Below are 14,835 nucleotides of genomic sequence, written 5' to 3' on the forward strand. Positions count from 1 at the left end.
TACATAATTAAATTTGTAAAGGAATATAATGTCACTTCTACAATATAGTTCAAAAGAGATGTTTTCAGCAACTGATTTGGTAAGAAAGAATAAAGCTATTTTTGATAAATTAAATAGTAAAGAGATTCAAAAAGCAGTAATTCTAAGAGATGGAAAACCATCTGCAATTCTACTTGATTTTGCAGAATATGAAAAAATCATTGAAGAGTATTTGACTCTAAAGAATATATCAAAATTAGATCAAGATTTTAACTCAACTATAAAAACAAAAAAAGTAAATTTAAAATCTGAAATAAGTGATGAAGATTATAAAAATGCTCTTTTAGAGATTGAAAAAATTGGTAAAGATATAAATAGTGAAAATAAAGTAGATAAAAGTGAAGCTTTAAAAGATTTCTGGAATAAATAACAAAATGTTTCCCGTGAAACATTAGAATTAAAAAAGAATTTTTCCTTTTTAATATCTAAATATATAAACTTCTATGATGATGAACCTTTGCAACTTTAAATTACATATAAACTTTTTTATACCACAAAGAGAATATAAAAAGTGAATATAGATGTTGTTTAAACTTATTTGAACTAGCAAGTGAATAAATATGTTTTAGATAGTTTTCATTAAAAAATTGTGTCTGTCTATTTACTTCCAAAATTGTATCTAAAATAGAACTGCCAAATTCACTTTGAAGCCACTCGTTAAAAGGAGAATTAAAACCTTTTTTAACTCTATTTATAATCTCTTTTGGTATATGTTTTTGTGCAATCTTTTTAAGAAGATATTTATTTGTATCTCCAACTTTTATACTACTTTCTACACTAAAAATATATTTTAATATATCATTATCTAAAAATGGTGTGTGTATTTGTAAAGAGTTTGCAGTTGAAACTCCATAAACCTTTGTTAAAACAGGATTTGCAACCCAAAGTTTTATATCAATATAGCTCATATTATCTACAAAATCTTTTTTGGGTGTCTCACTTTTAAATGTTGGTACTTTTGTAAAAAGCTTTCTTTTTTGCATATCATTAAAAACTTCTCCAAAAGAGTTATAAATATTTTGCTTTTTTACAACTCTTCTTAAATATTCACTCTCTTTTGTATTATTTTGTAAAGCAGAAACTATCTCTTCCAAAAAATCATTTTGCTCTTTGGTTAAAGATTCTTGGAATTTATAATATTTCAAAAATTTTGCATAATTATCATATCCTAAAAATAGCTCATCAGCACCTTCACCAGATAATAATTTATTTACTCCACAATTCTTAACATTTTTTAATAAAATATTTAGTGGAATTGCTGCACTATCAGCATGTGGTTCATCAAAATTATCTAAAGAGCTATAAAAATTATCTATATATGTTTTTTTATCAATAATCACTTCATGATGATTTGAACCTATATGTTTTGAAGTAATTTTTGCAAAATCTAATTCACAGTAGTTTTTATATTCACTATATCCTATACTAAAAGTATCTATCTTTTTACCAGATATCTTTGTATAAATTGAAGAGATAGTTGAACTATCAACTCCACCACTTAAAAGTGTACTAGGAGATGAAATAAGCCGTTTTTCTATTGCAGAGTATAAAAGTTCTTCTAAATCCTTTAAAGCTCTATTTTCATCATTTATAGCTTTATATGTATTGATTTTATAATATCGTTTTTTGATTAGATCTTTATTCTTTTCAAAAACAATAAAACTAGCCTCTTCAAGTTTATAAATATCTGTATAAAAAGTATCTTCACCAAAAGTTGAAAAATATTGCATATATTTACTAATAGCCACTTTATTTATCTTTGGTAGAACTGGAAGCTCTTTTAAAATATCTTTAATAGAAGTTGAAAAAATAAATTTATTCTCTTTTATAGTATAGTAAAAAGGAATATTTCCAAATCTATCACGAGAACAAAAATATAGATTTTTTCTCTTATCATATATGCAAAAAGCAAAAACTCCATCAAGTTTTGACAAAAACTCAAAACCAAACTTTAGATACAAATCTTCTAAAAGCAAAATCTCATCATAAAATAAAAAGCTATTTTTATTATATATTTCACCTTCAAAAAAAATAGTTAAATCTTTTAAATCAAAATTTTTCAAATATTTACCTTATAAAATAGTCAATAATTTCTATATAAAAATGCAAAAGAGCTACAAAAATAGCACTTGAAACCAAAATAGTTGCTGCTACATCTGTTGGTTTTGTATTATAAATTACAGAAAAATTTACATTATTTACTGCTAATGGCATCATAAGTTCCATAATCAAAATAGAAGCAACCATTGAGTTTAAATTTGTAAAATTCACTACAACCAAAACTCCAATAATTGGTAAAAGAATATGTTTTGCAAAACTTACTTGTAAAGACAATTTCCAAGGCATAGTTTTCACTTTTACATTATAAAGATATGTTCCAAAAATAATTAATTGTAGAGTCAAAGAGGTATAAGCTCCCATTTCTAAAGCAAAGTCAAACTCTTTTGGAATAGGAACTTCATAATAATTTACACATAAAGCTAAAAGTGCAAACCAAATAACGGGAATCTTAAAGATAGATTTCATAGACTCCTTAAAATTAAATCTCTCTCTTGCAAAAAAATAGATAGATATTGTGTACATAAAAAAGATATTTGCAATATTTATAATACTTGTATATGGAACAGACTCCACACCAAAAAGTGCAATTCCAAGAGGGATTCCCAGATTTCCAGTATTTCCTATCAAAGCTGTTGCTAAAAAGATATTTTCATCTGTTTTAGAAGAGAAGATAAATTTTGAGTATAAAAGCATTAAAACTAAAGTTACACCCATACAAAGAAGAAAAAATAGTGGAGATATAATAAACTCATAATTTATTGGTTCTTTTGTTAATCCCCAAAAAATCATAATTGGTTGGAGAAAATATAAAGAAAGAAGAACTAATGATTTTTCATCTATTTGGGTTTTTAGCCTTTTTTTTGCAATAAAACCCAAAAAGATAAAAAAATAAATGGGAAGTACAGAGAGTATCGCTTCTATTTTTTATCCTTTTGTAGCAGTTTAAACTGCTACAATTCCTTTTATCATATAATAAATCCCAGCTCCAAGAAGTGCTGAAGCAGGTACAGTAATAACCCAAGCTGCAACTATTTTTTTAACTGCATCTCTTTTTACATATTTTGCACCTTTTGCTTGTTTAAAATCTTTTTTCTCTTGTTTTACTTGAGCTTCAATTTCATCAATTTTCTTAAATAATTCAACAATTTTTATATAAATTTGTTTATTTTTATCTTTTACAGCTTCAAGTTTTGCCAAATCTGCTTGAGATTTTTCAAGCTCTTTTTTATGTTTTTTAAATTTTTCTCTTATATCTTGAACATAATTTCTTTCAGTTTTATCTAAAGCTTCTCTTAAAAATCCAACACCAAAAATTCCCCCAATTGTAATATGAGTAGAAGAAACAGGAAGCCCCAATTGACTAGCAAGAATAACTGTAATTGCTGTAGCTATAGCAATAGAAAAAGCTCTCATTTGGTCAAGTTCTGTTATCTCATTTCCAACTGTTTTTATAAGTCTAGGACCATATAAAATAAGCCCAATAACTATACCAATAGCACCAACTAACATAATCCAAAAAGGAATAGATGCAACACCACCAATTTGACCTGCATTTACAATTGCATCATTAATTGCAGCTAATGGTCCAATAGCATTTGAAACATCATTTGCTCCATGTGCAAAAGACAACAAAGCTGCACCAAAAATAAGTGCAGGAGTAAAAAGTTTATTTACACTTGCTCTATCATTTAAAAGAGATGGGAAACTCTTTTCAACACTTTTTTTAGATAAGAAATATGCAATAATTGCTAAAACCAAACTTATTATTGAAGCACCTATAAAACCAATATGAACTAATTGTTTTAAACCTTTTAAAATCAAATAAGTTGAAAATGCCCAAGTCATAACAGCTATTAGAAATGGAACAAATTTTTTAGCTTGTTCTAACATATCCTCTTTATAAACAATCTGTTTTTTTATAAAATATAAAAAACTAGCAGCTATTAATCCACCTAAAAGTGGAGATATAACCCAAGAACTAACAATAGTTCCTAAACTTCCCCAATTTAAAATAGTAAATCCAGCTGCTGCTATTCCAGCCCCCATAACTCCACCAACTATTGCATGAGTTGTTGAAACTGGAGCTCCAATAGAAGTAGCAAAGTTAAGCCAAACTGCACCTGCAAGAAGTCCAGCTGTCATAGCCCAAATAAATGAATTTACATCTGTTATAGCAGAAGGGTCTATAATTCCACTTTTAATAGTATTAACAACATCTCCACCAGCAATTATAGCTCCTGCACTTTCAAATATTGCAGCAATTATAATAGCACCTGTTAAAGTTAATGCTTTTGCACCAACAGCTGGTCCTACATTATTTGAAACATCATTTGCACCAATATTTAAAGCCATATAAGCTCCAAAAATTGCTCCAATAATTAAAAAAGTGTTATCTGGGATATTTCCGTGAGATGTGTATGTCCAAAGAAAAACTGCTAATAAAAATAGCAACGAAAGAGTTAATTTTGCAAAGCTAGAAAGAGATTTCTCGGTGGCACTTTCTATGGTCTTTATGGTCTTCATATCCATAATGTAATCCTTATGTAATTAAATTGTGATTACTATATTATATTGGAAATACTCTTATTTATATATTATAAAAAATAATTTATTTATCTAAGGATTTATAATCCAGAAGTTACTAATTTATCAAGAACTTTATATAAGAAATTAAGAATAATAGAAGCTCTATATTTATAAAAATTTAGTTTAAAAAGAAAAGATAATTACATAAGATTTATAAAAATAATAAAATTAGCCCTCTTAAAAGAAAATATTTCTTTAAAATAGAACTAAATTTATAGTAGAAAGAGAAATCAGCAATAAAAAAAGATATCGTTCTTAATTTATCACTTATAGTTTCTCTATTAATATGAAAATACTATATTAATCTTGTCTTCTAGCTCTTTGAGCTCTAGCTGGTTTATCTGTATTAGTTTTAGAACTATTTGAAGGTCTTTGTCTTGATCTTGAACCTGTAGAATCATCTCTACTACTTCTTTCAGTTCTATCTGCTCCTCTTTTATCTCTTCTAAAATTGTTTCTTCTTCCATTTCGATTTCTAGAGCCACTTCTATCATCACCTCTATCCCCTTTAGAAATCATCTCTAAAAGTTTTTTGATATCAATTTCACTTTTTCCAATATTATTATTTCCTTTAACATAAGTTTTAGAAGCAATAATTGAAGCTAATTTAAATGCAATTGTAGAAATATCAAACTCTTCTTTTAACTCTTCAACAATAGTTATTGCATAGTCTTTTACTTCTTGGTCTAATATTGTCTGTTTAAGTTCATCTATTTTCTTTTGTTTAACAGTTGAAATATTTGGAACAATTTTTGATTCAAGTTTTGCTCCAATTGTTTTTTCAATTCTCTGAAGAGTTCTAAATTCATGAGGTGTTACTATAGAAATAGCCATCCCATCTTTTCCAGCTCTTCCTGTTCTTCCAATTCTATGAACATAAGACTCTCCATCAAAAGGTAAATGATAGTTAAATACATGTGTTACATCATTTACATCAAGTCCTCTTGCAGCTACATCTGTTGCTATTAAAACTTCAAGTTTTGAAGATTTAAAAGCTTTTATAGCCTCTTCTCTTTGTTTTTGTTCCATATCACCATGAAGTGCTTTTGCCATAAATCCCTGAGATACTAAAAAAGTTGATAATCTATCAACATCTTTTTTTGTTCTACAAAAAATTATAGATTTTTTTGGATTTTTATAATCAAAAAGTCTTATTAGTGCATCATCTCTTTCTCTCTCATCAACTACATAAAATGTTTGAGTGATATTTATATTTGTTACATTAGCTTGTGTAATTGTTACAAATTCTGGCTCTTTTAAAATAGTTTTTGCTAAATTTTTAATAGCTACTGGCATTGTTGCTGAGAAAAGTAAAGTTTGTCTATTTTCTGGAAGATATGTAAAAATATCTTTAATATCATCTAAAAATCCCATATCAAGCATCTCATCTGCTTCATCTAAAACTACAAAATTTGGTTTAATTTTTATTTGTTCATTTCTTAATAAATCAAGAAGTCTTCCTGGAGTTGCTACAATTACATTTGAATTTTCAAGAAGTTTTATCTGTCTTGTATATGATTGTCCACCATAAACTGTTGCTGTATTTACTCCTAAATGTTTTCCAAATCTATAAATTTCATCTGATACTTGCATTGCAAGCTCTCTAGTTGGAACTATAACTAAAGCCTCTCCAGCTTTTTTTCCTAATTTATTTAAAATTGGTAAACCAAATGCTGCTGTTTTACCAGTTCCTGTATGTGCTTGACCAACAATATCTTTTCCATCTAGCACATATGGAATTGCTTCAATTTGTATTGGACTTGGCTCTTTAAATCCAGCTTCGTCTATCGCTTTTTGTAGAAGCTCTTTAAAATTAAAATCTTTAAAAGTCACTTTTTTATCCTCTAAGTATATATTTCAAATATACACTCTTATATTGAAAAAACCTTTCTATTGAATGTATTATCAAGCATAAAAAATTATGTAAGTTTTTAGTATAAAATTACTAAATTTTAAAAAAGATAGGCATATAAATGTGTATAAATCGGGGGGATTATAACTAAGTTTATATTAAGTTTTGCTTTAAGAAAGAAATTATTTCTTTCTTAAATATTTAAATACTATCTAAACCTTTATAGTTTTCAAGGTATTTTGTATCGTAATTATTTTCTATGAAATCTTTATTTAACATCATTTTTTTAAGAAATGGAATATTTGTTTTTATTCCTTCAACTTCAAATTCACTTAAAGCTCGTTTCATAATATTGATAGCTTTTTCTCTATCTCTTCCCCAAACAATTAGTTTTCCAATCATTGAATCATAATATGGAGGTACTACATAATTTGCATAAATATGAGAATCAACTCTTACATTTCTTCCACCTGGAACCATCCATTGAGTTATTTTTCCAGGGCATGGTAAAAATGTATTTGGATCTTCAGCTGTAATTCTACACTCTATTGCATGTCCTCTAAATTTAATACTATCTTGAGATGGTAACTTTTCACCTTCTGCTACTTTAATCATCCATTCAATAATATCAAGACCTGAAACCATTTCTGAAACAGGATGTTCAACTTGAAGTCTTGTATTCATCTCCATAAAATAGATATTTTGTTTATCATCAGCTAAAAATTCAAAAGTTCCAGCCCCTTCATATTTCAAATATTTCGTAGCTTTTATTGCAACATCATGAAGTTTTGCTCTTGTCTCATCATTTAATAAAATTGCAGGAGATTCCTCTATTACTTTTTGATGTCTTCTTTGAAGTGAGCAATCTCTTTCGCCAATATGAATAGCATTTCCATGACTATCTCCAAGAACTTGAACTTCTATATGTCTTGGATTATTTATAAATCTTTCAAGATACATAGTTCCATCACCAAATGCTGCAAGTGCTTCACTTGAAGCCGCAAGATACATATGGTCAAATTCTGACTCCTCTTTAATAAGTCTCATTCCTCTTCCACCGCCACCAGCAGCAGCTTTTGCCATAATTGGATATCCAATTTCTCTTGCTATTTTTTTACCATCTTCAAGAGTTCGAACAGCACCTTTACTTCCTGGAACAACAGGAACTCCAGCTTTTACCATCTCCTCTTTTGCTTTTGATTTATCAGCCATTTTCTCCATAACTTCAGATGTTGGTCCAATAAATTTGATATTATGCAATTTACAAATCTCTACAAAATCTTGATTTTCAGATAAAAATCCATATCCAGGAAAAATTGCATCACATCCTGTCATTTCAGCTGCAGTTATAATTGCTGGAATATTTAAGTATGATTCACTTGATTTTGCTCCACCAATACAAACTGCTTCATCTGCATGTTTTAAGTATGAAGCATTTTTATCTCCTGCACTATAAATAGCAACAGATTTTTTTCCCATCTCTTTAATAGTTCTAATAGCTCTTTGAACTATCTCACCTCTATTTGCTATTAAAATCTTTTTTATTTCTGCCATATTTTACTACTTATATTTTTTCAACTACAAAAATTGGCATATCATATTCAACTGGTTCACCATTTTGAACTAATATTTCAACAATTTTACAATCAAACTCTGCTTCAACTTCATTCATAATTTTCATAGCTTCTAAAATACATAAAGTTTGACCTTTTCTAACAGTATCACCAATTCCACAAAATGCTGGAGAATCAGGAGATGGAGAAGAGTAATAAGTTCCAACCATTGGAGCATTTATTGTAATTCCATTTGTAGTTGGTGTAGTTTTATCTTCACTAGCTGTTGATGTAGAAGATACAGTAGCTTGAGTAGTTGCTACTTGAATAGGAGCTGAAACTGGAACCATAGGAGAGCTAGCAACAGTTGTAACGCCACCTTCAAAACCTCTTTGCATAGAGATTTCAAATTCTCCTTCTTTGATTCTTAGTTTATTAAGTTCACTTTTATCGAAAACTCTAATTAACTCTTTGATATCTTTAAAATCCATAATTTAGCCTTTTTTTTAGTAAAATTTCTATCATAATATCAAAATATTTCTAATATTTATATTTTTATTTAAAAAAATAAGCAATTTTTAAGATTATGAATTAAAATCTCTTTTGATATAATCTTATACAAAAAAATTTAGGATAACTCTATGTTAAATGATAAAAGCTTTATAAATATAGCAAAAGAGATTGCACTTGCTTCAAAATGTGTATCAAAACAAGTAGGTGCAGTAATAGTAAAAGATGGAAGAATTTTATCAACTGGTTATAATGGAACACCCCCAGGATATAAAAATTGTAGCGAATATTGGAATGGAGAATATACAAAAGAGCATCACGAATGGTCAAAAACTTATGAAATTCATGCAGAGATGAATGCAATTATTTGGGCAGCTAGAAAAGGTATATCAATAGAAGGTGCTACTATTTATGTAACTTTAGAACCTTGTAGTGAATGTTCAAAAAATTTAATAGCAAGTGGAATAAAAAGAATAGTTTATGAAAAAGCTTATGAACATACAAACTCTCTTATTATTTCAAAATTTTTAGAAGATAATGGGGTTAAGATAGAACAAATTATAAATTGAATAAAAAAATATCATAACTTTCTCATATTTTAATTATAAAATTAGTTAAAAAAAGGAGAAAAGTATGAAAATTGGACTATTTATTCCCTGTTTTATGAATGAACTATATCCGAATGTTTGTAAAGCAACATATAAATTACTAAAAAATCAAGATTTAGATATAGACTATCCATTAGAACAGACTTGCTGTGGACAAGCTATGGCAAACTCTGGTTGTTCAAAAGATATCAAAACTTTAGCAAAAAATTTTGTAAATACTTTTAAAGATTATGATTATATTGTTGCACCTAGTGCTTCATGTGTAACTATGGTAAAAGAGCATTATGCAGAATTTTTTGATAATGACAAAGATTACAATAAAGTAAAAGCTTCAATTTATGAAATTTGCGAATTTTTACATGATGTAATAAAACTTGAAAATATAAAATTTAAACACTCATTTGCATATAAAATTGGTCTTCACAACTCATGTCATGGACATAGAGTCCTAAAACTAGCAACTGCTAGTGAATTAAATATTCCATATAACTCAAAATTAAAAAATCTTTTAAATAAAGTAGATGGTATTGAATTAGTAACTTTAAAAAGAGAAGATGAGTGTTGTGGTTTTGGTGGAACATTTAGTGTCCAAGAAGAGGCTATTTCAGTTGCAATGGGTAAAGATAGAGTAAAAGATCATCTTAATTCAAATGCACAAATAATAACTGGTGCTGATATGTCTTGTTTAATGCATATGGAAGGTATTATAAATAGAGATAAAACAGCAATCAAAGTTATGCATATAACAGAAATTCTTGCAGGAGTTAGACCATGAGTAGCCATAGTATAAATGCTGCAAAATTTGTTTCAAATGATGAAAGAATGCATTGGCATGATGGGGCATTATGGTTTGTAAGAGAAAAAAGAGATAAAGCTAGTAAATCTATTCCTGAATGGGAAAATTTAAGAGAGTATGCAGACCAAATAAAAACTCATACTATGGCAAATTTAGATAAATATCTTTTAGAATTTGAAGAAAATGCAACAAAAAAAGGTATTACTGTACATTTTGCTTTTGATGCACAAGAGCATAATGAAATTGTTTATAAAATCCTAAAAGAAAATAGTGTAAAAAAACTTGTAAAATCAAAATCTATGCTAACTGAAGAGTGCCACTTAAACCCTTATTTAGAAAACCGTGGAATTGAAGTAATAGATACCGATTTGGGAGAGAGAATTGTTCAATTAAGAAATGAACCTCCTTCTCATATAGTTCTTCCTGCAATTCATCTAAAAAAATCCGATGTTTCTGATACATTTCATGAAAAATTAGGAACACAAAAAGGAAATTATGATCCAACTTATCTAACAAGGGCTGCAAGAGCTGCTTTAAGAGAAGATTTTTTAACTGCTGATGCAGGACTTACTGGAGTTAATTTTGCTATTGCAAGTACTGGTGGAGTTGTAGTTTGTACAAATGAGGGAAATGCAGATATGGGAGCAAGTGTTCCAAAACTTCATATTGCTTCAATGGGAATAGAAAAAATAATTCCAAGACTTGAAGATTTAAGTGTATTTACAAGACTACTAGCACGAAGTGCCACAGGACAACCTATTACTTCATATACTTCACATTTTCATAATAGTGTTGAAAATGGGCAAATGCATATAATCATTGTTGATAACAAAAGAAGTCAATTTTTAAGCTCAACAAAAAATAAAAAGGCTTTAAATTGTATTAGATGTGGTGCTTGTATGAATACTTGCCCTGTTTATAGAAGAAGTGGTGGTCACTCTTATGAGTATGTAATACCAGGACCTATTGGCTCAATTTTAGGAAGTGTAAAAGAGCCAAAAGCAAATAATAGTTTACCTTTTGCTTGTACTTTATGTGGTTCTTGTTCAAATGTTTGCCCAGTAAAAATAGATTTAGATTCACAACTTTATAGCCTAAGACAAGATTTAGGAAAGATGAATTTAATAGATAGTAAAAAACAAACTGCTATGAAAGTAACTGCTTGGTTTATGAGTAAACCAGTTTTATTTGATTTTCTTGGAAAAATGGCAAGAGTTATAGTGCCAAAACTTCCAAAATCTATACTTTATAATAGATTTAATGTTTGGGGAAAACAAAGAGATTTACCAAAGTTTCCTAAAAAAAGCTTCAAAGAGATGTTTAAAGATGGAGAATTAGATGACTAGTAAAGAAAAAATTTTAAATTCTATTAAAAAGAATAACTTAGTAAAAGATGTGAAACTTCCATCTTATGATAATTTTGGAATTAAATTTGAGAATAAATTTGAAACATTTTCTATAATGATTGAAAGTGTTGGTGGAAAAGCTTTAAGAGTTTCAAAAGAAGAGTTAAATAAAACAATAAAAGAGTTATATCCAGATGAAAAAATAGTTGCTTCAAATGTAGATTTTTGCTCTTTAGGTAATTTTGATGCAAACCGTTTTCAAAATGAAAAAGATTTAAAAGATATTGACTTAGCAATAGTTAAAGGAAATTTCGCAGTTGCTGAAAATGGTGCTGTTTGGGTAAAAAATGAGAATAATAGACATAGAGCTTTATATTTTATTGCACAAAATATAGTAATTGTCATAGATGAAGATGAAATAGTAAATAATATGCATGAAGCATATGAAAAAATAAATTTTGAAAAAGCTGGTTATGGAGTATTTATCTCTGGTCCCTCAAAAACTGCAGATATAGAACAATCTTTAGTTATTGGTGCCCATGGTCCAAAATCTGGTTATGTAATTTTTATTAAATCCTAATATAATTGCTAAATAGGAATAACAATGAGATACTTTTTACTATTTAGCATACTTTTTATTGGCTTTGTAAATGCAAGTGAAAATAAAGAGGTATTATTAATACACTCATATCATAAAGGATATGCTTGGACTGATGATATCTCAAAAGCAATTGAAAAAAACTTTTCAGAACATAAAAATATTGAGCTTACAACTGTTTATATGGATACAAAAAGAATAGATGATTTACACTATCTAGATAATCTTGCAAAACTTTATAAAGAACAATTCTCTAATAGAAAATTTGACTTAATAATAATTAGTGATAATAATGCTTTTGATTTTATATCAAAATATTATGACTATCTATTCAAAGATATCCCTGTCTTATTTTGTGGTATAAATGATTATACAAAAGAGAGTTTAAAAAAACTAAGCTTTAAAGATATTTCAGGAGTTGCCGAAGCTGTAGATATTGAAAAGAATTTTGAACTAATTTCAAAAATACATCCCAATTTAAAGAACATTTTAATTATAAATGATAAATCAATTACAGGATTAGCTGTAAAAAAAGATTTAACAAAAATTATTGAAAAATATAAAAAAAAGTTTAATATTGAATATACAGATAACCTTGAAATAAATGATTTAAAAGTAAAAGTATCAAATCTTGAAAAAGGTAATAGTGCAATTTTATTTGTCTTACTATTTAAAGATACAACAGGAAAATATTTTACATATAAACAGAGTTTTGAAGAGATAAGAGAAGTTAGCCAAGTGCCAATTTATGGTCTTTGGGATTTTTATTTAAATAGTGGAATGGTGGGAGGATTATTAACCTCAGCAGTTGCACAAGGTCAAACTGTATCTCAAATGGCTTTAGAAGTATTAAATGGAAAAGATATAAAAGATATTCCAGTTCTTGAAAAATCCCCAAATCTTTATATCTTTAACTATAATGAGTTAAAAAAGTTTGATATTAATATTCCAAAATATATCGAAAATCCTATAATTATAAATGAACCTAGTTCAATATATAAAGAACATAAAAACTTTTTTATTATTACAATTATTACAATCTCTTTATTAAGTATTATTGTTATTATTCTAAAAATAAATATTCAAAGAAGGGAAAAACTTGAACTTGAGCTTTCAAATAGAATAGAGTTTGATAAAGTTCTTCTTGATACTATTCCAAATGCTATTTATCATAAAAATATTGAAGGTAAATTTTTAGGCTGTAATACTGCATTTGCTTCTTTGGTAAACTCTACAAAAAATGAGATTATAGGAAAAACTGCTTTTGATTTCTTTCCAGAGAAAATTGCTGTTCAAAATACTCATATAGACCAAGAAATATTAAGAACATTTACTACAAATAGTTCAGATTTTACTTTTTATACTCCTTCAAACGAAATGAAACATATAGTTTTAAATAAAGCTGCATATAAAAATATAGATGGCACTATTGGAGGAATTGTATGTATAATGGATGATATGACAGAGAGAATTCAACAAAAACAGTTTTTAATTCAACAAAGTAAATTAGCTGAAATGGGAGATATGATAGCAGCAATTGCTCATCAATGGAATGAACCTTTAGTAGAATTATCAGCACTTGTTCAGGATATTCAAACCTCATATTTATTAAATGAACTAAAAGATAATGATGTTGAAAATTTTGTTAAAGACTCTATGATTCAAATAAAATATATGTCTAAAACTCTAAATGATTTTAGAAATTTTCTAAAACCATCAACAAAAAAAGTTCTTTTTTCTATATCAAAAGCATTAAATGAGATAAATGAGATTATAGGAAAACAGATTTTCTACTCAAATATAAATATGAACTTTAACTATAAAAATAAAGATGAAGAACTTCTTATTTATGGATATGAAAATGAGTTTAAACAAGTTTTATTAAATATTATAAATAATGCAAAAAATAAAATTATTGAAAAGAAACTACCTTTAAATAAAAAAGGGGAAATTAACATAAATATTCAAAGAGCTATAAATTATAATAAAATAGAGATTATTGATGATGCTGGAGCAATTGATGAAAAAATCATAAACTCTATTTTTGAGCCTTATTTTACAACAAAAGAAGATGGTATGGGACTTGGTCTTTATATGGCAAAAATAATTATAGAAGATAAGATGAAAGGAACTATAAATGTTAAAAATGATAAAAATTGTGTTGTTTTTACAATAAATCTTCCATTTAAAGAGGCTTAAAATGAAAATTCTACTTTTAGAAGATAATCAAAAACTAAATGAAACAATCACAAAAAGATTAAAAATGAAAAATTATAATGTGATATCTTTCATTGATGGAGCAGAAGCTTATGAAAAGATAACAGAAGGGTTTTCCTGTTTTATATTAGATATTAATGTACCAAATATTGATGGTATTAATATCTTAAAAAAGATTAGAGAACTTTATGAAATTGTTCCAGTTATAATTATAAGTGCTAGTGTTGAACTTGATATGATAAAACAATCTTATGATTTTGGCTGTAATGATTATCTAAAAAAGCCTTTTTTTATAGATGAATTAGAGATAAAAATAGAAAAATTATGTAATATAAAAGATAAAAAAATATATTTTGATAAGAACTCATATTTTGATTTTATATCTTCAATAATAATTATAAATGATAAAGAGATAAGATTAACAAAAAAAGAGAAACTTTTACTAAATCTATTTCTTACTAAACAAAATCAAGTTATCACCTATGAAACCATAGAAAATTATGTTTGGGAAGGAAATTTTGTATCTTTAGACTCTATTAGAAGTCTAATTCTAAGATTAAGAAAAATTTTAGATAAAGATTTTATTCAAACAGTTATTGATACAGGTTATATTTTTAAAAATATTTAATCTCTTTTTTTAGTTTATTACTAAAATCATATAAATTTCAT

Annotated in this window: 13 protein-coding genes; 7 read left to right on the top strand and 6 right to left on the bottom strand. The window is 27.1% G+C overall.

The window, feature by feature from the left end; all coding sequences use genetic code 11:
* Positions 1-28: 28 nt before the first annotated feature.
* A complete protein-coding gene (locus AFAEC_RS11060) occupies positions 29-409 on the top strand; it encodes a hypothetical protein (RefSeq protein WP_026804871.1) in 381 nt (126 codons plus the stop codon).
* Positions 410-509: 100 nt separating this feature from the next.
* Here AFAEC_RS11060 and AFAEC_RS11065 read toward each other — a convergent pair whose 3' ends face one another.
* The 6 genes from AFAEC_RS11065 to accB form a co-directional block, all read right to left on the bottom strand.
* Positions 510-2,102, bottom strand: coding sequence for an asparagine synthetase B family protein (locus AFAEC_RS11065; RefSeq protein ID WP_051487424.1), 1,593 nt, complete (start codon positions 2,100-2,102; stop codon positions 510-512).
* Positions 2,103-2,106: 4 nt separating this feature from the next.
* Positions 2,107-3,021, bottom strand: coding sequence for an AEC family transporter (locus AFAEC_RS11070; RefSeq protein ID WP_081754485.1), 915 nt, complete (start codon positions 3,019-3,021; stop codon positions 2,107-2,109).
* Between the two features lie 21 nt (positions 3,022-3,042).
* Complete coding sequence (locus AFAEC_RS11075) at positions 3,043-4,629, bottom strand: inorganic phosphate transporter (protein ID WP_026804869.1); 1,587 nt, start codon at positions 4,627-4,629, stop codon at positions 3,043-3,045.
* A gap of 357 nt (positions 4,630-4,986) precedes the next feature.
* Positions 4,987-6,519 (bottom strand): DEAD/DEAH box helicase, encoded by a 1,533-nt coding sequence (locus AFAEC_RS11080; RefSeq protein WP_026804868.1) that lies wholly within the window; start codon positions 6,517-6,519, stop codon positions 4,987-4,989.
* A 220-nt stretch (positions 6,520-6,739) separates the two neighbouring features.
* Complete coding sequence (locus AFAEC_RS11085; protein WP_026804867.1) at positions 6,740-8,092, bottom strand: acetyl-CoA carboxylase biotin carboxylase subunit; 1,353 nt, start codon at positions 8,090-8,092, stop codon at positions 6,740-6,742.
* Between the two features lie 10 nt (positions 8,093-8,102).
* Positions 8,103-8,582, bottom strand: coding sequence for an acetyl-CoA carboxylase biotin carboxyl carrier protein (gene accB / locus AFAEC_RS11090; RefSeq protein WP_026804866.1), 480 nt, complete (start codon positions 8,580-8,582; stop codon positions 8,103-8,105).
* 150 nt (positions 8,583-8,732) lie between these two features.
* On the opposite strand from accB, the gene AFAEC_RS11095 reads away from it, so the two are divergent.
* The 6 genes from AFAEC_RS11095 (at position 8,733) to AFAEC_RS11120 (ending at position 14,794) form a co-directional block, all read left to right on the top strand.
* The gene (locus tag AFAEC_RS11095; RefSeq protein WP_026804865.1) at positions 8,733-9,170 is read left to right on the top strand and encodes a deoxycytidylate deaminase; all 438 of its coding nucleotides are present in this window, start codon (positions 8,733-8,735) and stop codon (positions 9,168-9,170) included.
* Positions 9,171-9,234: 64 nt separating this feature from the next.
* Entirely contained in the window at positions 9,235-9,984 is a 750-nt protein-coding gene (locus AFAEC_RS11100) for a (Fe-S)-binding protein (protein ID WP_026804864.1), read from the top strand.
* Positions 9,981-11,351 (top strand): lactate utilization protein B, encoded by a 1,371-nt coding sequence (locus AFAEC_RS11105; RefSeq protein ID WP_026804863.1) that lies wholly within the window; start codon positions 9,981-9,983, stop codon positions 11,349-11,351. Before AFAEC_RS11100 ends, AFAEC_RS11105 begins: the two co-directional genes overlap by 4 nt.
* Positions 11,344-11,931, top strand: a complete 588-nt coding sequence (locus AFAEC_RS11110) for a LutC/YkgG family protein (protein WP_026804862.1) — start codon at positions 11,344-11,346, stop codon at positions 11,929-11,931. Before AFAEC_RS11105 ends, AFAEC_RS11110 begins: the two co-directional genes overlap by 8 nt.
* Positions 11,932-11,955: 24 nt before the next feature.
* Complete coding sequence (locus tag AFAEC_RS11115) at positions 11,956-14,148, top strand: sensor histidine kinase (protein WP_026804861.1); 2,193 nt, start codon at positions 11,956-11,958, stop codon at positions 14,146-14,148.
* A gap of 1 nt (position 14,149) precedes the next feature.
* Positions 14,150-14,794: a response regulator transcription factor gene (locus AFAEC_RS11120; protein WP_026804860.1), complete on the top strand. Its 645-nt coding sequence runs from the start codon at positions 14,150-14,152 to the stop codon at positions 14,792-14,794.
* Positions 14,795-14,835 lie beyond the last annotated feature (41 nt).

Source organism: Aliarcobacter faecis (genome assembly GCF_013201705.1).
GTDB classification, from domain to species: domain Bacteria; phylum Campylobacterota; class Campylobacteria; order Campylobacterales; family Arcobacteraceae; genus Aliarcobacter; species Aliarcobacter faecis.

Bases quoted from the DNA above. Each gene is read 5' to 3' on its own strand.
- AFAEC_RS11060 (WP_026804871.1), top strand. From the start codon at position 29: ATGTCACTTCTACAATATAGTTCAAAAGAGATGTTTTCAGCAACTGAT.
- AFAEC_RS11075 (WP_026804869.1), bottom strand. From the start codon at position 4,629: ATGGATATGAAGACCATAAAGACCATAGAAAGTGCCACCGAGAAATCT.
- AFAEC_RS11085 (WP_026804867.1), bottom strand. From the start codon at position 8,092: ATGGCAGAAATAAAAAAGATTTTAATAGCAAATAGAGGTGAGATAGTT.
- accB (WP_026804866.1), bottom strand. From the start codon at position 8,582: ATGGATTTTAAAGATATCAAAGAGTTAATTAGAGTTTTCGATAAAAGT.
- AFAEC_RS11095 (WP_026804865.1), top strand. From the start codon at position 8,733: ATGTTAAATGATAAAAGCTTTATAAATATAGCAAAAGAGATTGCACTT.
- AFAEC_RS11100 (WP_026804864.1), top strand. From the start codon at position 9,235: ATGAAAATTGGACTATTTATTCCCTGTTTTATGAATGAACTATATCCG.
- AFAEC_RS11105 (WP_026804863.1), top strand. From the start codon at position 9,981: ATGAGTAGCCATAGTATAAATGCTGCAAAATTTGTTTCAAATGATGAA.
- AFAEC_RS11110 (WP_026804862.1), top strand. From the start codon at position 11,344: ATGACTAGTAAAGAAAAAATTTTAAATTCTATTAAAAAGAATAACTTA.
- AFAEC_RS11115 (WP_026804861.1), top strand. From the start codon at position 11,956: ATGAGATACTTTTTACTATTTAGCATACTTTTTATTGGCTTTGTAAAT.
- AFAEC_RS11120 (WP_026804860.1), top strand. From the start codon at position 14,150: ATGAAAATTCTACTTTTAGAAGATAATCAAAAACTAAATGAAACAATC.